We start from the raw sequence: 20,505 nt of genomic DNA on the forward strand, positions 1-20,505 counted from the left end.
AAGAAATGAAGTACGTGGCGCTTTTACTGCAAGTAGGCGTGCTATATGTATTTAGCTTAGTTGGTACGTGGATTCAGGAAGTATTCCATTTATCAATGCCAGGAAGTTTAATTGGGATGTTAATGCTGTTTCTGCTCCTTTCTACTCGTATTTTACCATTAAAGTGGTTTGAGGAAGGTGCGGAAAAGTTACTCGTATTTTTACCGTTATTTCTAATTCCTTCGACAACAGGGCTGATGGAATTCGGGTCTTTTCTTTTCGGTAAGGGGAGTATTATATTCCTGTTAGTAGTTGCAAGTACGGTAGTAACTTTAATTGTTTCAGGATATATAAGTCAATTATTAGTAACATCAAAAAAATAAAATCGACAAGGTGCACGATGCAAATGGTCTTAATTATTATTACTGTAGTAATGTATGTATTGGCGACAAAGTTATATAAAAAAATTCCGTTTCCATTTACGTTACCGGTGTTAACAGTTACAGCGAGTATGATGTGCTTATTTTTAATTTTTGATATTTCTCATCATGAATATAGGGAAAATGGGGGGGATATTCTTTCCGGCTTATTAAGTCCTGCAATTGTAGCGTTAGCGATACCTTTATTTAAAGAGCGAAACATACTTATGAAAAACTTTTTGTCGATACTTATCGGTGTAGCGGTAGGTATAGTGGTTTTAACGAGTATGAATGTAGTGATTGGCGGGATGTTAAATATAGATAAGGAACTCATATTAACAACACTGCCGCAATTAGCGACGATGCCTATTGCTATTTCATTAGCGGATCAAATTGGCGGTATTCCATCTATGACTTCTAGTTTTGTAGTTGTTGCAGGGATAACAGGTGCTATTATCGGACCAACAGTACTTAAGTTTTTCCGAATAACAAGTACGATTGGAAAAGGAGTGGGGATGGGCTGCGCATCACATATTATCGGTGTGAGCCGTCTCGTGAAGGAAGGCGAAAAAGAAGCGACAATCGGTTCGGTAACGATGATTGTAACGGGAATACTCATTAGTATATTCATACCGTATGGAACGAAATTTATATTTTAAAATGTAATGGAGATGAGAAAATGACAACATGGTTTATAGTTACTTTATTTATTTTTGGCGCTGTTAAAGTGCTAGTTTCTAGTATGCCAACTTCTGTTGTAGAATCAATTATTAGTAGATTTGAATTGCATCAAAAACTTGAGGAAGAGAATACCTCTATATCGATAGATGGAAAGAATATAGAGGGAGAAATGAAACGACAAGTTATTCATGAATTTAATGAAGCTTTATTTTTAGATAAACATTATTTCCCGCCACATGGAGAAGGAACACCACTTGTTATTGATACGAAGAAAGGGAATAAAGAGATTAGATTTTCTCTATATAGCCATGAGGAACATGTTGATGTAATCAAGCAATATAAGAAGAAAATCGTTGCTTATCGTTTACGTTCAAAAAGTCTTCAAACTCTTGCACCATTAGCAATAACCGAAGATTATGCTTAAGAAGAGATCGATTATGGTCTCTTCATTTTTGTATGAAATGATATACTTTCCAAATAAAAGAAAAGAAAATCATATAGCCAAATAAAGAATATGTATGATTCCAATCCAAGCTATGAATAAAGAAACCGAATCTTTCAGCAACTTGTTCAAAAATGCTGGCAAAAATACCTATTGAAATAATAAGTAGAATTCTAGAAATTGTAGATAATGTTTTGGAAATTTGTATAAAAACAGCTGTTAAAATCGGTAGTACAAACAAAGTAAAGCCAATGTTAACTGAAAATATGGATGAGAATGGTCTAACGGGAAAGGAATAGATTTGGTTCGCAACAAAGAAAGCATCTAAGCAAGTTCCGATAATAGAAGAGAGTAAGATTGTAACTGCTAATGCTAGAAAATCATTCTTCTTCTCGAAGGAGGACGTTTTTCTTTGCAAGAATTGCCAACTCAATTGTTTCGAGTGTTTTACAGTAGTCTTCTGTAATTTGTCCATTTATATTTTCCTCCTTATCTACTAAGTAATTTACAACTTGCCAGTCCGTAAACCAATCTTCATTGTCAACTTCTTCATGCTTCATATCTCGCCATGCATAGATGAGTGCAGGACTGTATATACGATAAGCGCCACTACGCAACTGGCATTTCTTTATTCGACGCTTATAAAACTCACGGGAAAAAGATTCATTGACACTTGAAAATAAATGAGGCCAGTAATCTTTCCTTGATCCTGTATGCGGATGGTGCTGGGCCCAGCTTATTATTTGAGATAAAACATGTGTGTCTCGAAATAATAATGAATACAACCTTTTTCCAATTAAGATTCGTTCGTGTAAGGAAGTGAAATGTTTCATTGTATCACCAAATAGTAATACTTTGAGTTTCTTATCATTTTCGTAGAATGGGAAAAGAATATGATTAAATTGAAAGAAATCAAAGAGTTTAAATCCAATACTATTAAGTACAGTCTTTTTAAATTGTATATTTTGAATCACTCTTTTTTCTAAGTAGTGTTGCTCATTAATAATAGTTGCAATGGCTAATGTTTTTTTGTTACCTGTTTTCCAAAAATCGTTCCACATCGTTTCCATAAATGTAGAAACATTTAGGTGAGGGAGAAGGTGAAATAGCTTTTGTGCTCTTTTCACACTTTGTTCATAAAGCAGAAATTGAGGATATACATCTTGGAAAATAAGCCAATTCCCTCTTTCTAAAAAAGAAAAAAATGTGATTTGATCTTTCTCTGATAAAATTTTCGTATATAAATCGCCCTTTAAATCAGTCATATTCCAACCGCCGTTACGTGATACCATATGCCCAAGTAGTGCCCAATGTATTTCTGGATATTGAGTGTAAAATTGGTAGTATGCTCGTGTTCTTGTCACATTATTTTTATTTAGCTGTTCAGTTTGTATTTTTATGTTGTTGATGATGAGTTGCTCTTCTTTCGTTAATTTATACATCGAGCCAGAATGTATGAGTTTGCTTTTTTGTTTTAATTCATTTTTTACATCAAATAGGGAGAGAGGCAGTGCTTTGGAAGGTCCGTTATATGTATGATTTGAATTGCTTCGGTACATTCCGTTACCTCCATTTTTCATAAATTTAAACATGATTATTGGCTATGAATCGTTCTATTTATTTTATTACGAGTATAAGAAATAAATGAGCGGTGTTTTTTATAAGGGTTTAGTTATCATGCAAAAAGTATAAAAAATCTTACTGTTGTGAGGTGAAATAAAAAACAGAAACTATTTTTAATAGTTTCTGTTTTTTTATTTTGTCAATTAAATGTAACAAACGACAATTATGATTTAAATCAATTGAAAATAATTCAATAAATTTTATAAATACAATTTTAATTGAAATGTGTGGTAGGAGGAAAAGAAATGCTAAATAAAATAATTTTAATTACTGGTGGTACAGGTTCGTGGGGACAGGAACTTATAAAACAATTATTAGAAAAATCACCGAAAGAAATTAGAGTTTTTTCAAGAAATGAAACGGTTCAGTTTGAAATGCAGCAACAGTTTATAAATGATGATAGATTAAAATTTATTATTGGAGATATTCGTGATAAAGATCAACTAGTCTATGCATGCCAAGGTGTCCATTATGTATTCCATCTTGCAGCTTTAAAACATGTTCCAGTATGTGAGTATTATCCTTATGAAGCTATAAAAACAAATATACATGGTACACAAAATGTAATTGAAGCATCTATACAGATGCAAGTTGAGAAAGTTATATATGTTTCAACGGATAAAGCAGCCGATCCATCAAATACGTATGGGATGACAAAAGCAATTGGTGAGAAGTTAATGGTGCATGCGAATATGCAAACGAAGAAAACAAAATTCATTTGTGTTCGTGGTGGAAATGTTTTGGGGACGAGCGGAAGTGTGGTACCACTCTTTAAAAAACAAATTAAAAAATCTTTACAAGTAGGGATTACCGATGCAAATATGACTAGATTTTTCTTAACGATTGAAGATGCTGTTGGATTGTTATTTAAAGCCGTATATCAAGGTAGAGGTGGGGAAATCTTTGTTATGAAAATGCCGGCATGTAAAATAACAGATTTAGCAGAAGTGTTAATTGAAGATTCGAAAAAGGAAAACGTGAAGGTAAAAGAAGTAGGGATAAGACCGGGTGAAAAATTAAGTGAAATGCTTTTATCTGAGGTAGAGAGTAAAACAAGTATAAGTTTTGATCAAAATTATTTTGTGGTACTACCGACTATTCCTATAGAAGGACTGCAAGAATATTATGCTAGCTATCCGCTTGTGGATGTGAAGAGTTTTAGTTCTCAACAAGACTTACTTACAAAACACGAGGTGAAACAAATGTTATTAAAAGGAGGGTTTTTACGATGAAAAAAAATGCGAGTCTTTTAATAACTGGTGCAAATGGTTTCACAGGACGCCATGCTTGCCAATATTTTTTAGAGCAGGGCTTTCATGTAATTCCTATGTTTCAAAATCGTGCACATAGAGAAATAATTGGGAATGGTATTACTTGTAATTTAACTAATAAGAGCGAAGTAATGAAGGTAATGAAACAAATAAAGCCAGATTATGTATTGCATTTAGCAGGAAAGAATTCGGTCATAGAGTCTTGGACAGCTGCTCTTGAATATGTAGAGGTTAATGTAATAGGGACGTTATATTTATTAGAAGCAATTAAGCAAGAAGTACCTCACTGTAGAACATTGGTTATAGGATCTGCTTTGCAAGCAGATAGTATGAGCAATATAAAAATTTCAAATCCATATAGTTTAAGTAAAACGATGCAAGTCATTATTGCAGAGGCGTGGAGTGAATTAATGAATTCAAATATTATCATTGCAAAGCCCTCGAATTTAATTGGTCCAGGAGTATCGAATGGTATTTGTTCTATTCTTGCAAAAAAAATGATAACTATAGAGTCGAATAAAAGTGAAGCAATTATTGAAGTAAACAGTTTGAAAGATAGTAGGGATTTTCTAGATGTACGTGATGCGGTTAAAGCGTATCATGTGTTATTGCGCGATGGAATAAATGGAAAACAATATAATATTGGATCAGGGATAAAACGGTCTTTATTAGATGTAATAGAACAATACAAAGAATTAACACAGCTGAGTTTTTCCATAAAAGAAGCAGAGCATAGTGGAAGCGAATCAAATGAGAGTTTAGTAATAGAGGATATAAAAAGGTTAGGTTGGGTCCCAGAAATTCAATTCCATCAATCATTAAAAGATGTACTCGAGTATGCGAAGTGTAGTGAAATCTGCATTCAATGAAAAATGAAAAGGGTGTAAGAAATATATGAATGGCTATAAAACAATGGATAATCAAAATACGCTATTTCTTTTAATTGTTGATACGCTGGACTGGAAAGATGAGGAAGAGCATGTTTTGTGTATCTATGAGGCGATAAATAAATGTCAAGCCTATGTGGAAGGTAAAAAGGGTGATAGGAAAAATCCAGTAATAGGTACAGGAACTAGGCCTGTAATTCAAGTCTTTGCTCAGTATGAATGTAGTGAGTATGGAAATGATTTTTATGATCTTATTAAAGATTTTTTGCAAGATATAGGGTTTGAGCTAAATGTTTATATAAATAATAGTAAGTTTACTTACATTTAATAGATTAGTATAAAACAAGATTTTTAATGATAAAGGTGGATATAAATTATGAATAAAAAGATTCTCTTTACTGGGGGCGGTACAGCCGGACACGTAATGATTAATATGGTATTGATTCCTAAATTTATGGAAAAAGGATGGGGAATTGAGTATATTGGATCTCAAAATGGAATTGAAAAACTATTAGTTCAAAATGTGAAATACAATAGTATTTCAACGGGGAAGCTTAGGAGATATTGGGATTGGGAGAACTTTAAAGATCCTTTTAAAATAATAAAAGGTTGCATACAAAGTTATAAATTGATGAAACGAATAAAACCAGATGTTGTTTTTTCGGCAGGAGGATTTGTGTCCGTTCCTGTAGTAATAGGAGCGTGGATGAATAAAGTACCTGTAATAATACGTGAACCAGATAGTACGTTAGGATTAGCAAATAAAATAGCATTACCTTTTACTACAAAACTATGCACAACATTTCCTCAGACAGGAGAAAATGTAAGTAATGAGAAGAAGGTTTATGTAGGACCAATTGTAAGGGAAGAAATTGAGAGGGGCAATGTATTGCGGGGAAGAAGCTATTGTAAATTTCAGCAAGATAAACCAGTATTGTTAATTATGGGTGGGAGTCAAGGTGCTCAATGGATAAATGATATGGTAAGGGGAAGTTTGGAAAAATTACTATTAAATTTTAATATTGTTCATATGTGCGGTAAAGGGAAGGTGGATTCATCTATTGGTATGGAAGGTTATATGCAATTTGAGTATATAGGGGACGAGTTGCCGCATATACTAAATATGGCGAGTGTTGTAGTTTCTAGAGCAGGTTCTACTGCTATTTCTGAATTGCTATTTTTGAAGAAACCGATGTTGCTTATCCCGTTAACTAACAGTTCTAGTAGGGGAGATCAAGTTTTAAATGCTGAATATTTTTCTCGGCAAGGATATGCGGAAGTTATAATCCAGGACAGAATAAGTACGAATGTATTCATACATGCAGTAAATAAGTTGTATACAAATAAGGAGAGATATATTCAAAACATGAATGGATATAAGAAAACAAATGATGAGGGGATTCATCAATTAATAGATATAATAAATGAAGTGGTGAAGGAATAGAAATTTAAATAAAAAAACAAAAGGAAAGAAGATATCTTCTTTCCTTTTTACTATAGTTGTTCAAATTCATTATTACTTATCCATATTATCAATATACTATAGGTAAATACCGATTTCTAATAGCTCAGTAAATGCATGAGTATGGATAGGTTTACTATAATAGTAACCTTGAATAAACTGACATTTATTTTTTTGAAGGAAATTCACATGTTCTTTCGTTTCTACACCTTCTGCAATGACAGACATTTCTAATGTATGTGCTAATGTGATAATCGTTTTAATAATTTCCATTCCATCTTCACACGTTTCAGACATTGTAATAAATTCTCTTGGGATTTTTAACGTATCTATTGGATATAAAGGTAAATACGCTAGTGAAGAATAACCTGTACCAAAGTCGTCGATTGAAATGTGAACTCCTAAACCCTTTAGTGTGCGGAGCTTTATCAATGTTTCTCGCTCATCCATCATTGCAATGCGCTCTGTTAATTCAAGGTCGAGAGAACTTGCCGGTAAGCCTGTAGTTGCTAATGTAGAAGAAATAGACTTTACAAAATCTTCTTGTTCAAATTCTTTAGCAGATAAGTTTACACCAATTTTTAAATGAGAATATCCGAGTGTGTGCCAACGTTTCATTTGCTCACAAGCCTGCTGCAATGTCCATTTTCCTATTGGAATAATTTGTAGTGTTTCTTCAGCAATCGGAATAAATTCATATGGAGAAATAACGCCTAATTCAGGATGATTCCACCTGATTAGAGCTTCTGCACCGATAATTTTATTAGATTCACTATCAACTTGAGGTTGATACAAAAGGAACAATTCTTCATTTTGTATTGCGTTTGGTAAATCTTTTTCTAATCGTAATCGTCTTTCAATTTTTTTAGCGATTACATCGTCATAAATAGAGACAGAGTTAAGCTCTTTTGCCTTTGCATCATACATTGCAACATTAGCGTTTTTCAAAAGTGTAGCGGTATCGATTCCGGAATGTGGATAAATAGCGATGCCGATACTAAGTGATAAAGTTAATGTATGCTCATGTATGACAAACGGTTTTTCCATGCATTCAAATAACTGGTTGCATAAATCGAATAAGGAATCTTCGTCAGTATAGTTTTCAATTAAGATTGTAAATTCATCGCCACCGATTCTTGACAGATGAGTATGTGATGGAAGACATGATTGGAATCGCTTCGCTACTTCTTCTAATATGTGATCTCCTGCCGAATGTCCAAGTGTATCGTTAATTGCTTTAAAGCGATCTAAATCTAAGTATAATAATGCGAACTCACTGTCTGTTGTTTTAGCATTTTTTATAACTCTTTTTAATTTCTTATGGAAAAAGGCACGGTTCCCAATTTTCGTTACCGTATCATGGAATGCTAAATACTTTATTTCTTCTTGTTGCTTTTTTAGTGCGGTAATATCTTTTACCATAATATAACTTCCTGAAATTTGTCCGTCTATTATAATAGGGACGATGGTAACGTATAAAAAATAAGTAAAACCATCTTTATATTTAGAACTTAGTTGTAAGTATGCCGATTCTTGTTGTTTCACCTTTTCTAATGCAGATGTTAGTTTATGTTTGTCTTCATCTAAAATAATCGAAAAACAAGTTTCACCGAGTAACTCATCTGTTGGTGCTCCAAGTAGTATACTTCCGGCTTGATTTACATTTAAGAATACGCCATGTAAATCAATTGTAAAAATAGGATCAGGGTGATATTCATATAACGATTTAAACTTTTGTTGTTTTTGAGATAGAGCCTCTGATTTATGAACTAAATCAGAAGTCCGTAAAGTCACCTTTTCTTCTAGTTGTGCATTGAATGCCTGTAAACGTTTTGTTAGGGAATTGTTTTGCATACGTACAATAGAATGACGAATGAGTACGAAAATAAAAGTAATACAATTTCCTGTAATGAGAGTTGAGGATGATGTTTGTTCTTTTAATGTAAACCCGATTAGTATTGCAACAGCAAGATAGGGAAATACAACTAAAGCCTTTTTTCCTATTATAGGGTTAACAATGAAATAATTTTTATGGCTATTACGATCTGCTGAAATAGATCCAGCTATTGCAATAAATAATATAGGTATTCTATATAAAAGACGTAATAATGTTATCGTTTCAGTTGCTAAATGGTTATTTAAGTAAAAATAAATATAGTTAAAAGTTGCAGAACTTATCAATACAAAAATAAAGATATAAATCTTCCGTTTAGAATTAAAAATTGTCGGACGGAAAAAGAGACTAACGCCTAGTAGAAGAAACAATAAATCTGCAATTGGATATAGAAATGAAAGGAAAACATCGCCTAGTGAAAGAGAGAATATATTTAAATTTGGTTGATTAAATAAATACCACTCTAATGTGAATATGGAAGTAAGTACTATACATATATCACAAATAAAGAACGTTTTTTCCCATTTATCGCATTCTTTTAAAATTTTATAACTGAAAGCGATAAGACAAAAGAGTAGAAAAAACATGTAAAATACATCAGAAATAGTAAAACGATGTATTGGAATTTCGAAGAAGCTATCTTGATATGTATATACTATTTTACCTAATAAAAAACTCCCAATTGCTATCGTGATACATATCCAAAACGGATTTGAACTGACTTTTTTAGAATATATAGAATAAATTAGTGATACAAATGTAATGGCTTCAACAATAAGTGAAGCGAAGCGTACATCCGAATTTGAAAAATGAGTAGGGAACAGATAAAAAAATATAAAATAGATTGAATAGCATATTAATGTTCCGATTAATATACATAGTTGTAAATTTTTATTTAATTTCAATAAAATCACCTTCTTTAATTATGCACTATATTCGTAATATCTATACATAATAATATTACTTAAAAATTGTATCAGATTTCCTTGTAAAAATCTTGTTTATAAGGAAAGTATTGAAGAGTTTAATACTTCTTAAAATTAAAAAAACATTGCATTTGATAGTATGTATTGCATCAAGATTTTAAATAGAAATTGTATATTTAGTCATCCTTTGAATTGTAAAGGTTTTTTAGTGATTTGCAAGCGGAGATGCAAAATTGCATATAAAATGATGAGAATCCTCTTTCTAGCTGATCTTTTGATTGTTATAGGCTATTGTAAGTAAGATTTTCATTTTTAATCTGAAAATTAACATTTGTAAAAATGTTACAAAAGGATATAAAATAAGAACGTGTATTCTTACAGAGTGGATAGTATTTTCACTAAATAGGGAGGACTTTTTATGTTATGGCGAATGAAAGATGCGGAAATATACTATGAAATTGTTGGAGAGGGTAAACCAGTCATTATTATACATGGCTGTGCGCCGGATCATAGGTTAATGATGAAATGTATGGAATCAGTATTTCAAAAATATGAAGGTTATCAACGAATATATATTGATTTACCTGGAATGGGAAAGTCGAACGCTCCAGATTGGATAAATAGTTCAGATCATATATTAGAAGTGTTAACTATATTTATTGAAGAAATCATTCCAAAGAAAGATTTTTTACTAGTAGGAGAGTCTTTCGGCGGATATTTAGCTAGAGGGATACTTTCAAAAATGTTTGAGAGAGTCAATGGATTATTATTAATATGTCCTGTGGTTGTTGCACTGCAAAAAGAAAGACGTTTACCGGATAAACAGATAATTGTACAAGATAAGGAGTTTTTAAATACGTTAACTTCTACGGAAAGAAAAGAATTTAGCGAGTTAGCAGTGGTAGCAAATGAATATACATATAAGCGATTTAAAGAAGAAATTAAGCCGGGGTTAGATGTTGCTAATTATGAATTTATTGAAAGATTGCAAAAAAATTATTCTCTTACTATGGAGTTTCACCGAAAGAAATATGAGAAACCCGTTCTTTTATTAGCAGGAAGACAAGATATATCGGTAGGTTATCGAGATATTATAGAAATTATTGAAGATTATCCAAGAGCAACATTAGCGGTGCTTGATATGGCGGGACATAATTTGCAAATTGAACAGCCTGAACTATTCGAGAGTTTAGTAGGAGAATGGATTACACGAACAAAACAACAAAATTTATAAAAAACGAATGAATATTTTCAAGGAGGAAGTATGAATACATATATTTATATGGTTAGGCACGGTGAATCATCAAAATTAGAAGGGAGTGAAAGAACACGTGGTTTAACTGAAAAGGGAAGTTTAGACGCTCATAGAATAACAGACATATTAAAAACAGAGGGAATCGATACTTTCATTTCAAGTCCATATAAGAGGGCTGTGTTAACGATAGAAAAAACAGCCAATTTCTATGAAAAAGAAATATTAATATATGAAAACCTTAAAGAGTGTATGTTTTCCAGTGGGGATCAAGTTATATCAGATAAAGAGGTATATCCGCTTGTAAAGAAGATGTTCTCTGATCCGGATTTTACACTAACAGAAGGAGAGTCATATAAGGATTGTCAGAGACGGGTAGTGAAAGTGTTAAAGGAAATATTAATGGATTTTCAAGGACAAAAAATTGTAATTGGCACACATGGGCTTGTAATGACACTCATGATGAATTATTTTGATAAGCAATACGGGTTTGAATTTCTAATACATACATCAAAGCCTGACATATATAAGCTGGAATTTAATGATGAACAATTATTGAATGTAAAAAAATTATGGATAGGAGAATGAAACTGAATATATGGAGTGTGTTTTAATTCGTACTTATAAAATATACTTTTTTTATAGAAAGCATTTTTATCAACTATTTTTAGAATCTTAAATCAATAAGTAATTATTCAATTTCTGAATAATATAAATGGAAGTTGGGTTAAGGAAACAATTTAAAATGTGACAAAACTCCAAACGTTGGATTTCTATTCAATTGGAAAAAAAGATGTAGAATTTTGTCTTACGGTCCCCGTTTACTTTTCATTTCATTACATATAGGCTTTGTGGTGTAAAGGGGAAAATCACCTTTATACAAAATTTATAAGGAGGACAATGTGATGAAAAAGATTAAAAAGTTTGCGGGAGTAGCTTTAGCAGGTACGGTTGGATTAAGTGGACTACTGTTTTTAGAACCAAGTGTAAGCGCTGCGGAAACAAAGCAGGTGAAAGAAGGAAATTTCAATGCGATTGATGTAACGATGAATCAAAGTGAATTTTATGTATTGAGTGGTAGAAGTATTGATATTCTTTCTGGAGATAAAGAAGCAATTCAGTTAAATAATTACACAATTCGTTTTAGTAAACCAGGGAAGTATGTAATTAAAGTAAATGGTTGTATTTATGACGATGTATATACTTTTATTGTAAATGAGTAGTATATATTCTGAAATTGTGAGATGAAAAAAGAAACACCCTATTTGCGGTGAGAATCGTAAATAGGGTGAATACTTTGTATTAATTTGTAGTTTAAATATGTTCATTAACTTTCTCTTTGTTATGTAAAGTATGTAAGAGGGTTTGAAACATCTTAAATGATTGCTGAAAGATTGGACTTTGAATAAAGGTGTAAAGAAAAGTTACGATGAAAACAGGACCTCCTAGCATAAATCCAATAACTAGTACAACACATTCTACTATGATTCTAGCACGGCTAATAGATAGCCCTGTTTTGTCGGAAATAGTAAGCATGAATCCATCTCGAGGGCCAGCACCAATCCCAGCCGCAACATACATCCCTCCCCCAATACCTGTAATTGCAATCCCAGCAAATAAAATGAGTAAGTTTATCCATAAATAATCACTAGCGTTTGGAAGAATGTTTGATTGTAAGAAAAAGTCCATAATGGGACCGATAAGTAGTGCATTTAAAAATGTGCCCACATTTATATATTTTCGATCTACTAATAAAGAAATGAGAACGAGACATAATCCACATATGACACTCCACGTACCAATGGTCCATCCAAATCTTTGGTAGAGAGCCATATTTAAAACTTCCCAAGGATGTAAACCGAGAAATTTCACTTTGACTGCAAGAGCATTTCCAAGGCCAAAAAAAATTAACCCTAAGAAAAAAAGAAAATGGCGAAAGAGAGTTAGTCTCATCTTTAATACCTCCTATATTTTATAATTATGTATATTACATGTAAGATTTTTAATGTACAAATATTAAGACTTTTTAGTTGTTATTTAAAATTGCTAAAATACAAATGAAATATATATTCGCAGTCAAAAAAGTTAAAATATTTCGTTTTAAGGATTATAATAGAGAGAGAAACATAAAAGGGAGTGAATGAGTTTGCAACAAGAACTTATTGAAAGATTTACGAGATATGTAAAGATTGATACACAATCGAATGAAGAAAGTCATACAGTACCAACAACATCTGGACAAATTGAGTTTGGTAAGTTATTAGTGGAAGAGTTAAAAGAGATTGGCTTAACAGAAGTAACAATGGATGATAATGGGTATGTAATGGCAACACTTCCTGCTAATACGAATAAGGATGTTCCAGTAATCGGCTTTTTAGCACATTTAGATACGGCAACAGACTTTACAGGGAAAAACGTAAAACCACAAATTCATGAAAATTTTGATGGCAATGCAATTACGTTAAATGAAGAGCTAAATGTTGTGTTAACGCCAGAACAGTTTCCAGAATTACCATCATATAAAGGACATACGATTATTACAACGGATGGTACGACACTTCTAGGAGCAGATGATAAAGCTGGTCTAACTGAAATTATGGTTGCAATGAACTATTTAATACATAATCCGCAAATTAAACATGGGAAAATAAGAGTAGCATTTACGCCGGATGAAGAAATTGGTCGTGGGCCAGCGCATTTCGATGTAGAAGCATTTGGTGCATCATGTGCTTATACGATGGATGGAGGTCCATTAGGTGGTTTAGAGTATGAAAGCTTTAATGCTGCAGGTGCTAAGTTAACGTTTAACGGAACGAATACACATCCCGGAACAGCGAAAAATAAAATGCGTAATGCAACTAAACTTGCTATGGAGTTTAATGGGCACTTACCAGTAGAAGAGGCACCAGAATATACAGAAGGCTATGAAGGATTCTATCATTTACTTTCATTAAATGGTGATGTTGAGCAAAGTAAAGCGTATTATATTATTCGAGATTTTGATCGTGAAAATTTTGAGGCGCGTAAACATAACGTTGAAAATATTGTGAAGCAAATGCAAGAGAAGTATGGACAAAATGCAGTCGTTTTAGAAATGAATGATCAATACTATAACATGCTTGAAAAAATCGAACCAGTGAGAGAAATTGTTGATATTGCATATGAAGCGATGAAAAGTTTAAATATCGAACCAAACATTCACCCGATTCGTGGTGGAACAGATGGATCACAATTATCGTATATGGGATTACCAACGCCGAATATTTTCACAGGTGGTGAAAACTATCACGGTAAATTTGAATATGTTTCGGTGGATACGATGGAAAAAGCTGTTCAAGTTATTGTGGAAATCGCAAGACGCTTCGAAGAACAAGCTTAAAAAAAACCAAGTAGTGCGGATGCGCTACTTGGTTTTTTAGTATAATACTCGCCACAAATAAAAAGTTGCGTAAGACTCCCAGTTGGTCCAATTTGCCGCAAAATCTTTTATTTCCTGTTTAGTCGGTTTACTTTCAGAACCTGTTATATATTTAATTGCATTGTGCAAGCCAACATCGTCAATGGGAAAAGCGGAAGGAAATCGTAAGCAGCGCATTAAAACATAGTTGGCAGTCCACGGTCCTATACCATGTATAGCAGTTAATTGTTTTTCAGCTTGTTGCACATCTTGTATTTGCAGTAAAGATTCTTTTGATAATTTTCCTTCTGTAATAAGCTTTGCAATACCTATTACATATTCGCATTTTCTAGTCGTCATTTTTAAGTTTTTGAGATCCTCTACATGTAAATTGGCAATCGTTTCAGGAGAAGGGAATATCCAATGTTTACTATCGTTCCATTCTACATAATTTCCAAAGTGTTCGACTAATCTTCTTTTTAGTGTATAAGCATATGTGAGATTAATTTGCTGACCGATAATTCCCCAGGAAAGTGCTTCAAATAAGTCTGGAATACCTAAAGTACGAAGCCCATAATATTGTTCAATTGGTCCTTGAAGGAGTACATCATGTTTAGCTAATGTATAAAAGGGAGCTAAATCAGTAGTTAAATCAAACCACTCTTTTACATAGTGAGCTACAGCTTCGCATATCGATTCTTCAGACGTATATGATTCTTCTAAAAAACGTATTTGAATATTATCATCCGAGTTCATACTAATTTCAACTAAAGGATGTACATCCTGAACAGGGATAACTTTATAAATTTTGTTATCTTCAATGTGGAACATACATTCATTGTTAGAACGTGATAGATAGCGTAAATTTTCTTGGAAACTAAATTCTGTTGGAACTGCTAAAGTTAATGTGCTAGTATATTTTGCTGTCATATGCATTCTACCGGAGACTTTTCTAATGTAAGCAACACTTTCTTCATTTCTAATCCACCTCTAAAACCGGTTAGTTTACCATTCTTTCCAATAACACGATGGCAAGGAATTGTAATGAGAAGAGGGTTGGCAGCAATAGCAGTAGCAACGGCACGCACAGCAGTAGGTTTTTGCATTCTTTCGGCAATTTCTGAATAAGAATATGTCTCCCCATAAGGAATTTCACGTACCGTATTCCAAACAGATAATTGAAAATCAGTTCCGTAAGCATCGATAGGGAATGTAAAAGTTTCTCGTTTCCTTTCTAAATACTCGATAACTTCTTTCGTATATGATTGTAGGTAATCTGGATTACATGCCAATATATGTTGTGGCAATTTCTTTCTAGCCCATATATTTAGTTCTTCAAATTTTTCATCTTGTGATCCAATGAAGCATAGTCCATTTTCAGTTGCAGCAATATGAAACTGCCAATTTTCATGTGTAAGTAGCGTCCAATATATAAATTTATTTTTGGAGGAATTCATTATTTTATCCTTCTTTCATTTCGTTCTTTTTTCGATATTCAGTAGGAGTGAATCCGGTTTTCTTTTTAAATAAAGTTGCGAAATACTCTGGGTTTTCTATCCCGACAGCAGTACTAATTTCTTTAATGGATTGATTTGTGTGTAAAAGGTGTTCTGCCGCTTTAACAATCCTAAACTGCTGTATATATTCTATTGGACTTATTCCTGTTACTTTTTTGAAAGTGCGTTGCAAATGAAATGGGCTACCATGACATATTTCAGCAAGTATGTTGAGAGTTAATAATTCGTCAAAGTGCTTTTTGATATAATCTTTAATTTGTTCTACCCACTCTTCATTAGGTAAAGTGAGCCCATTTGGTTTACAACGTTTGCAAGGGCGGAATTTTTCGCTTAATGCTTGCTCTGCATGATGAAAAATTCGTACATTGTTTCTATTCGGTATTCTTGATTTGCATGACGGTCGGCAAAAGATTCCGGTTGATTTCACAGCATAAAAGAATTTACTATCATAGGAAGAATCATTATGAATAATTGCTTGCCAATGCTCATTTGTTAACGTAATCCCTTCATTGTGCAAAGAACATCACCTCTGAAATTAGTATAACCTGAATAAAGTGCGTATGTATGTATTCACAAATGTAAGAGCAAGATTACAAAGGTGAAAATATGATTGTTTTTCTATTTTGTGATAGCATGAAATTTGAAAGTGAACATCAAGAGGAGGACTATAGGTGAAGTTAATTTCGTGGAATGTAAATGGTTTGCGAGCAGTTATCGCAAAAGGTGGATTTTTAGAATATCTTGAGGAATCAAATGCTGATATATTTTGTTTACAAGAGATTAAATTACAAGATGGGCAAATTGATTTGAATCAAGAGGGATATTATACATACTGGAATTATGCTGTGAAAAAAGGTTATTCAGGAACGGCTATTTTTTCGAAAAAAGAACCGCTATCTGTAACATACGGTTTAGGAATTGAAGAGCATGATCAAGAAGGACGAGTTATTACTTTAGAATTCGAAGATTTTTACATGATAACGTTATATACACCAAACTCAAAACGAGGATTAGAACGATTAGATTACAGAATGAAATGGGAAGATGATTTCAGGGCTTATATTAAGCAATTAGATGAAAAAAAGCCCGTTGTTTTTTGCGGTGATTTAAACGTTGCTCATAAAGAAATCGATTTAAAAAATCCAAAAAGTAATCGTAAAAACCCTGGATTCTCTGATGAGGAACGAGAGAAATTCACATGTATTTTAGAAGAAGGATTTATTGATACGTATCGTTATCTGTATCCTGATCAGGAAGGTGCATATTCGTGGTGGTCGTATCGTATGGGAGCGAGAGCAAAAAATATTGGATGGCGTTTAGATTATTTTGTTGTTTCGGAAAGAATGAAAGACAAAATAACAGAGGCGAAAATTAATAGTGAAGTGATGGGATCAGACCATTGCCCAGTTGAATTACATATAAATTTCTAAAAAAAGAAGTATCTTCCTAAGATTAGGCGGATACTTCTTTTTTATTCAGTTTGTTAAAATTTTTCAAATCTTTCTTGAAATAATTGCATATTAAATATATACTTAGTAACGATAATCATTATCAATGAAAAGTGTTATCAATAGATGAGGTGTAAAAGAATTATAGTTTAGGGGAAGTGAACGAGAATGAGTTCTGGATAGAATTATTAATCTAATGAAATATATATGTGAGACAAGTTTCATATAGTTAAATTTTATTGAGAATATAGTTTGAGAATTCGAGAGGAGTTATATAAAGATGAACAAGAAGTTATTTACTTTAGGGATGGTTACAGTTTTAAGTGTAGGACTAGCAGCATGCAATAGTACGGATAAAACTTCAGGAGAACAAAAGCAACAGACAAAAGCTACGGAAACGAAAAAAGACGAAAAAAGAAAAATTACATATTTAGGTAAAGAATATACAGTACCAGCAAAAGTAGATAAAATTGCGACAGCTAGTTTAGAGTCAATGGAAGATGCAGCGGTACTTGGTATTAAGCCAGTAGGTGCCATTACTGTTGGTGGTAAATTACCGAAGTATCTTGAGAAAGATTTAGAGGGTGCGAAATCTGTTGGCGAGAAAATGCAACCAAATTTTGAAACATTACTACAATTAAAGCCAGACGTTATTACATCAAGTACGAAATTCCCAGCAGAAACAGCTGAAAAGTTTACGAAAGTAGCTCCTACATTCCCGGTATCACACGTTTCAACAAATTGGGAAGATAACTTAAAGTTAATGGGAGAATTAACTGGTAAAAAAGATAAAGCAGAAAAAATTATTAAAGATTACAATTCAGACGCTGAAAAGGCAAAAGCAAAACTAGGAGATAAGTTAAAAGACAAAAAAGTACTTGTCATTAGACTAAGAGCAAACGAATTATTCCTATATCCAGAAGGAGTATACTTCAACCCTGTCATTTATAAAGATCTTGGATTAACTGCTCCAGAACAATTGAAAACTGTAAAAGCACAAGAGAAAATTTCATTTGAAAAACTTGCTGAACTTAATCCGGATTATATTTTCTTACAATATGAGACAACTGAAAATAAAAATCCGAAAGTGCTAGAAGAAATTGAAAGTAATCCAATTTGGCAAAGTATGAATGCTGCGAAGGAAAAGAAAGTATTTGTAAACGTTGTAGACCCAATGGCACAAGGTGGTACTGCTTGGAGTAAAACAGCATTCTTAAAAGAAGCAGTGAAAAATTTATCTAAATAATACAATAAGTAAGGTGCGTTGAATGATATGCAGAAAACAAATGCAGTACCAGTGACTATATTATGTATAGCACCCATACTCATCTTATTTACAGTTATATTTTCTATTTTGTATGGGGCGAAGAGTATTGATGCTGAAATAGTGTGGAACGCATTATTTCATTTTGATTCAAGCGATGTAAATCATAATATTATTATTACTTCACGTTTACCAAGGGTAGTTGCAGCTCTTTTAGTTGGAGCATTTCTAGCCATATCAGGAGCACTTATGCAGGGGATGACAAGAAACTATCTTGCATCCCCTTCTATTATGGGTGTGACGGATGGGGCAGCCTTTGTTATTACACTTTGTATGATTTTTCTTCCGGGAATGTCATCAATTGGTATGGTTTTATGTTCAATGATTGGTTCTGCACTAGGAGCCGGTATCGTGTTTGGTTTTGGCTCGCTCCTTCAAAATGGCTTATCACCAGTTAGGTTAGCGATTATCGGAACAGTTATTGGAACATTTTTAAGTAGTGTATCGGCCGCGATGGCATCATATTTCCAAATCTCTCAAAATGTTAGTTTTTGGTTTAATGCAAAGTTAGACCAAGTGGATCCTAATATCATTAAAATCACGATACCGTTTGGGATAATTGGAATAATTTTAGCGTTGTTAATATCAAAATCTATTACCATTCTTTCTTTAGGAGAAGAAGTTTCTATTAATCTAGGGCAGCGTACAAAACTAGTTAAAGCGATGGCAATTTTATCAGTTATCTTTTTAACAGGAACAGCAGTTGCTTTAGTAGGAAAAGTTGGTTTTGTAGGTTTAATTATTCCGCACATTACTCGCTTTATAATTGGGGTAGATTATAAGTGGATTTTGCCATGTGCAGGCGTTATTGGTGGAGTTTTCTTAGCGTTATGTGATGTTTTAAGTAGATTTGTAAACTATCCATTTGAAACACCTATTGGGGTCGTTACCTCCTTAATTGGAATTCCTTTCTTCCTTTATTTAATTCGTACAAGAGGAGGAGAGAGACATGCTTAAAAGTTCAAGTCAACGTTTCGGAATGACGATGGGGATTAGTGTATTTTTAATACTATGTGCTATTTATATTAGTTTAACGAATGGTACGTTTGATATTACGATTACAGATGTATTTAAAACACTCTTTAGAATAGATCCAGTACCAGACCATGATTTAGTTATTTTTGAGTTTCGTCTTCCTCGTATCGTAATTGCTGGGCTAGTAGGATTAGGCCTAGGCGTTGCAGGTGCTGTTATTCAAGGGATTACGAGAAATGGATTGGCAGACCCGGGAATTTTAGGAGTGAATGCTGGGGCCGGCACAGCAATCGTTATTTTTATGTTTTTCTTTCAAGGGCAATTAAAGAGCACAGACTGGATGTCTATTATGATGATGCCAATGTTTGGTTTAGTCGGCGGATTAGGTGCAGCTATCATCATTTATCTGTTTTCATGGAAAAACGGTAAGCTAGACTCCCAACGTCTTTTATTAACAGGGATTGCGATTGGGTCAGGATTTGGAGCATTTTCTATGTACTTATCCCTCAAAATGAAGTCAACTGATTTCGAGATGGCTGCAGTTTGGGTGTCAGGAAGTATATATAGTGCAAACTGGAAGTATATTATTGCTATGTTGCCGTGGCTTATCATATTAATTCCGCTTATACAAAAGAAAGCTTATTTATTAGATTTATTTCAATTGGAAGAAACGAGTATTACAAGTTTAGGTGTTTCAGTAGAAAGAGAGAAATCTATTTTACTATTAAGTAGTATCGGACTTGTAAGTGCATGTGTTGCAGTTTCAGGAAGTATTGGTTTCATTGGATTAATGGCACCGCATATAGCAAAAAGGCTTGTCGGTATTCAGCATAAGCATATCATTCCTACGTGCGGAGTAATCGGAATGTTCCTTGTAATAGCTTCAGACTTTATTGCAAAAACAGTTTTCACCCCTGTAGAGTTACCTGTTGGAATCGTTATTTCTATTGTCGGTGTACCGTATTTCTTATATTTACTTTATAAGGCGAAAGCGTAAGAGGAGGAATA

22 protein-coding genes are annotated in these 20,505 nt (G+C 33.1%); 15 read left to right on the forward strand and 7 right to left on the reverse strand.

Annotated elements, in window-relative coordinates; translation table 11 throughout:
- The first annotated feature begins 5 nt into the window (after positions 1-5).
- The 3 genes from RBB48_RS04985 to RBB48_RS04995 are packed head-to-tail and all read left to right on the forward strand — an operon-like array spanning position 6 to position 1,503.
- Positions 6-362 carry a CidA/LrgA family holin-like protein gene (locus RBB48_RS04985; RefSeq protein ID WP_060487518.1) on the forward strand — a complete coding sequence of 119 codons (357 nt, stop codon included), beginning with the start codon at positions 6-8 and terminating at the stop codon, positions 360-362.
- A 23-nt stretch (positions 363-385) separates the two neighbouring features.
- Positions 386-1,057, forward strand: coding sequence for an LrgB family protein (locus RBB48_RS04990; RefSeq protein WP_306007439.1), 672 nt, complete (start codon positions 386-388; stop codon positions 1,055-1,057).
- A gap of 20 nt (positions 1,058-1,077) precedes the next feature.
- Positions 1,078-1,503 (forward strand): YfmQ family protein, encoded by a 426-nt coding sequence (locus RBB48_RS04995; RefSeq protein WP_088064260.1) that lies wholly within the window; start codon positions 1,078-1,080, stop codon positions 1,501-1,503.
- A gap of 22 nt (positions 1,504-1,525) precedes the next feature.
- Here RBB48_RS04995 and RBB48_RS05000 read toward each other — a convergent pair whose 3' ends face one another.
- Positions 1,526-1,939: a CBO0543 family protein gene (locus tag RBB48_RS05000; protein WP_137035405.1), complete on the reverse strand. Its 414-nt coding sequence runs from the start codon at positions 1,937-1,939 to the stop codon at positions 1,526-1,528.
- Positions 1,902-3,080: a DUF2515 domain-containing protein gene (locus RBB48_RS05005; RefSeq protein WP_087985011.1), complete on the reverse strand. Its 1,179-nt coding sequence runs from the start codon at positions 3,078-3,080 to the stop codon at positions 1,902-1,904. The genes RBB48_RS05000 and RBB48_RS05005 overlap by 38 nt, the downstream gene beginning before the upstream one ends.
- 309 nt (positions 3,081-3,389) lie before the next feature.
- Between RBB48_RS05005 and RBB48_RS05010 the strand changes: the two genes are divergently transcribed.
- The 4 genes from RBB48_RS05010 to RBB48_RS05025 are packed head-to-tail and all read left to right on the forward strand — an operon-like array spanning position 3,390 to position 6,746.
- Positions 3,390-4,376 (forward strand): UDP-N-acetylglucosamine 4,6-dehydratase family protein, encoded by a 987-nt coding sequence (locus tag RBB48_RS05010; protein ID WP_088064259.1) that lies wholly within the window; start codon positions 3,390-3,392, stop codon positions 4,374-4,376.
- On the forward strand, positions 4,373-5,284 hold the full coding sequence (locus tag RBB48_RS05015) for an SDR family oxidoreductase (protein WP_060487513.1): 912 nt from the start codon (positions 4,373-4,375) through the stop codon (positions 5,282-5,284). Before RBB48_RS05010 ends, RBB48_RS05015 begins: the two co-directional genes overlap by 4 nt.
- Positions 5,285-5,309: 25 nt before the next feature.
- Positions 5,310-5,630 carry a DUF6572 domain-containing protein gene (locus RBB48_RS05020; RefSeq protein WP_060487512.1) on the forward strand — a complete coding sequence of 107 codons (321 nt, stop codon included), beginning with the start codon at positions 5,310-5,312 and terminating at the stop codon, positions 5,628-5,630.
- 48 nt (positions 5,631-5,678) lie between these two features.
- On the forward strand, positions 5,679-6,746 hold the full coding sequence (locus RBB48_RS05025; RefSeq protein WP_087985008.1) for an undecaprenyldiphospho-muramoylpentapeptide beta-N-acetylglucosaminyltransferase: 1,068 nt from the start codon (positions 5,679-5,681) through the stop codon (positions 6,744-6,746).
- A 96-nt stretch (positions 6,747-6,842) separates the two neighbouring features.
- On the opposite strand, the gene RBB48_RS05030 is transcribed toward RBB48_RS05025, so the two are convergent.
- On the reverse strand, positions 6,843-9,563 hold the full coding sequence (locus tag RBB48_RS05030; RefSeq protein ID WP_142310573.1) for a sensor domain-containing phosphodiesterase: 2,721 nt from the start codon (positions 9,561-9,563) through the stop codon (positions 6,843-6,845).
- A gap of 439 nt (positions 9,564-10,002) precedes the next feature.
- Between RBB48_RS05030 and RBB48_RS05035 the strand changes: the two genes are divergently transcribed.
- From RBB48_RS05035 to RBB48_RS05045, 3 genes are all read left to right on the forward strand, one after another.
- On the forward strand, positions 10,003-10,818 hold the full coding sequence (locus RBB48_RS05035) for an alpha/beta fold hydrolase (protein ID WP_306007440.1): 816 nt from the start codon (positions 10,003-10,005) through the stop codon (positions 10,816-10,818).
- Between the two features lie 30 nt (positions 10,819-10,848).
- Positions 10,849-11,424, forward strand: coding sequence for a histidine phosphatase family protein (locus RBB48_RS05040; protein WP_097908762.1), 576 nt, complete (start codon positions 10,849-10,851; stop codon positions 11,422-11,424).
- 317 nt (positions 11,425-11,741) lie between these two features.
- Positions 11,742-12,059 (forward strand): hypothetical protein, encoded by a 318-nt coding sequence (locus tag RBB48_RS05045; protein WP_060487508.1) that lies wholly within the window; start codon positions 11,742-11,744, stop codon positions 12,057-12,059.
- A gap of 91 nt (positions 12,060-12,150) precedes the next feature.
- On the opposite strand, the gene RBB48_RS05050 is transcribed toward RBB48_RS05045, so the two are convergent.
- On the reverse strand, positions 12,151-12,789 hold the full coding sequence (locus RBB48_RS05050) for a YczE/YyaS/YitT family protein (protein WP_306007441.1): 639 nt from the start codon (positions 12,787-12,789) through the stop codon (positions 12,151-12,153).
- Between the two features lie 193 nt (positions 12,790-12,982).
- Between RBB48_RS05050 and pepT the strand changes: the two genes are divergently transcribed.
- On the forward strand, positions 12,983-14,215 hold the full coding sequence (gene pepT / locus RBB48_RS05055) for a peptidase T (protein WP_097889694.1): 1,233 nt from the start codon (positions 12,983-12,985) through the stop codon (positions 14,213-14,215).
- Positions 14,216-14,251: 36 nt separating this feature from the next.
- Here the strand turns inward: pepT and RBB48_RS05060 are convergent, their stop codons facing one another.
- The 3 genes from RBB48_RS05060 to RBB48_RS05070 are packed head-to-tail and all read right to left on the reverse strand — an operon-like array spanning position 14,252 to position 16,267.
- Complete coding sequence (locus RBB48_RS05060; RefSeq protein ID WP_087985002.1) at positions 14,252-15,163, reverse strand: DNA-3-methyladenine glycosylase family protein; 912 nt, start codon at positions 15,161-15,163, stop codon at positions 14,252-14,254.
- Positions 15,160-15,690, reverse strand: a complete 531-nt coding sequence (locus RBB48_RS05065; RefSeq protein WP_149213102.1) for a methylated-DNA--[protein]-cysteine S-methyltransferase — start codon at positions 15,688-15,690, stop codon at positions 15,160-15,162. Before RBB48_RS05065 ends, RBB48_RS05060 begins: the two co-directional genes overlap by 4 nt.
- A gap of 4 nt (positions 15,691-15,694) precedes the next feature.
- Entirely contained in the window at positions 15,695-16,267 is a 573-nt protein-coding gene (locus RBB48_RS05070) for a bifunctional transcriptional activator/DNA repair enzyme AdaA (protein WP_060487504.1), read from the reverse strand.
- A gap of 154 nt (positions 16,268-16,421) precedes the next feature.
- Between RBB48_RS05070 and RBB48_RS05075 the strand changes: the two genes are divergently transcribed.
- From RBB48_RS05075 to RBB48_RS05090, 4 genes are all read left to right on the forward strand, one after another.
- Positions 16,422-17,180, forward strand: coding sequence for an exodeoxyribonuclease III (locus tag RBB48_RS05075; protein ID WP_097908467.1), 759 nt, complete (start codon positions 16,422-16,424; stop codon positions 17,178-17,180).
- A 298-nt stretch (positions 17,181-17,478) separates the two neighbouring features.
- Positions 17,479-18,444, forward strand: a complete 966-nt coding sequence (locus RBB48_RS05080) for an iron-hydroxamate ABC transporter substrate-binding protein (RefSeq protein ID WP_060487502.1) — start codon at positions 17,479-17,481, stop codon at positions 18,442-18,444.
- A gap of 27 nt (positions 18,445-18,471) precedes the next feature.
- Complete coding sequence (locus tag RBB48_RS05085; RefSeq protein WP_088122939.1) at positions 18,472-19,479, forward strand: FecCD family ABC transporter permease; 1,008 nt, start codon at positions 18,472-18,474, stop codon at positions 19,477-19,479.
- On the forward strand, positions 19,472-20,494 hold the full coding sequence (locus RBB48_RS05090; RefSeq protein WP_087984997.1) for a FecCD family ABC transporter permease: 1,023 nt from the start codon (positions 19,472-19,474) through the stop codon (positions 20,492-20,494). Before RBB48_RS05085 ends, RBB48_RS05090 begins: the two co-directional genes overlap by 8 nt.
- Positions 20,495-20,505: the final 11 nt, after the last annotated feature.

Origin of the sequence: Bacillus sp. MMSF_3353 (assembly GCF_030733445.1) — a bacterium.
Taxonomy (GTDB): Bacteria; Bacillota; Bacilli; order Bacillales; family Bacillaceae_G; genus Bacillus_A; species Bacillus_A wiedmannii.

Coding starts and splice junctions, on each gene's coding strand:
- RBB48_RS05015 (WP_060487513.1), top strand. CDS start 4,373: ATGAAAAAAAATGCGAGTCTTTTAATAACTGGTGCAAATGGTTTCACA.
- RBB48_RS05080 (WP_060487502.1), top strand. CDS start 17,479: ATGAACAAGAAGTTATTTACTTTAGGGATGGTTACAGTTTTAAGTGTA.
- RBB48_RS04990 (WP_306007439.1), top strand. CDS start 386: ATGGTCTTAATTATTATTACTGTAGTAATGTATGTATTGGCGACAAAG.
- RBB48_RS04995 (WP_088064260.1), top strand. CDS start 1,078: ATGACAACATGGTTTATAGTTACTTTATTTATTTTTGGCGCTGTTAAA.
- RBB48_RS04985 (WP_060487518.1), top strand. CDS start 6: ATGAAGTACGTGGCGCTTTTACTGCAAGTAGGCGTGCTATATGTATTT.
- RBB48_RS05025 (WP_087985008.1), top strand. CDS start 5,679: ATGAATAAAAAGATTCTCTTTACTGGGGGCGGTACAGCCGGACACGTA.
- RBB48_RS05020 (WP_060487512.1), top strand. CDS start 5,310: ATGAATGGCTATAAAACAATGGATAATCAAAATACGCTATTTCTTTTA.
- RBB48_RS05040 (WP_097908762.1), top strand. CDS start 10,849: ATGAATACATATATTTATATGGTTAGGCACGGTGAATCATCAAAATTA.
- RBB48_RS05085 (WP_088122939.1), top strand. CDS start 18,472: ATGCAGAAAACAAATGCAGTACCAGTGACTATATTATGTATAGCACCC.
- RBB48_RS05050 (WP_306007441.1), bottom strand. CDS start 12,789: ATGAGACTAACTCTCTTTCGCCATTTTCTTTTTTTCTTAGGGTTAATT.
- RBB48_RS05035 (WP_306007440.1), top strand. CDS start 10,003: ATGTTATGGCGAATGAAAGATGCGGAAATATACTATGAAATTGTTGGA.
- RBB48_RS05005 (WP_087985011.1), bottom strand. CDS start 3,080: ATGTACCGAAGCAATTCAAATCATACATATAACGGACCTTCCAAAGCA.
- RBB48_RS05060 (WP_087985002.1), bottom strand. CDS start 15,163: ATGACAGCAAAATATACTAGCACATTAACTTTAGCAGTTCCAACAGAA.
- RBB48_RS05010 (WP_088064259.1), top strand. CDS start 3,390: ATGCTAAATAAAATAATTTTAATTACTGGTGGTACAGGTTCGTGGGGA.
- RBB48_RS05065 (WP_149213102.1), bottom strand. CDS start 15,690: ATGAATTCCTCCAAAAATAAATTTATATATTGGACGCTACTTACACAT.
- RBB48_RS05045 (WP_060487508.1), top strand. CDS start 11,742: ATGAAAAAGATTAAAAAGTTTGCGGGAGTAGCTTTAGCAGGTACGGTT.
- RBB48_RS05090 (WP_087984997.1), top strand. CDS start 19,472: ATGCTTAAAAGTTCAAGTCAACGTTTCGGAATGACGATGGGGATTAGT.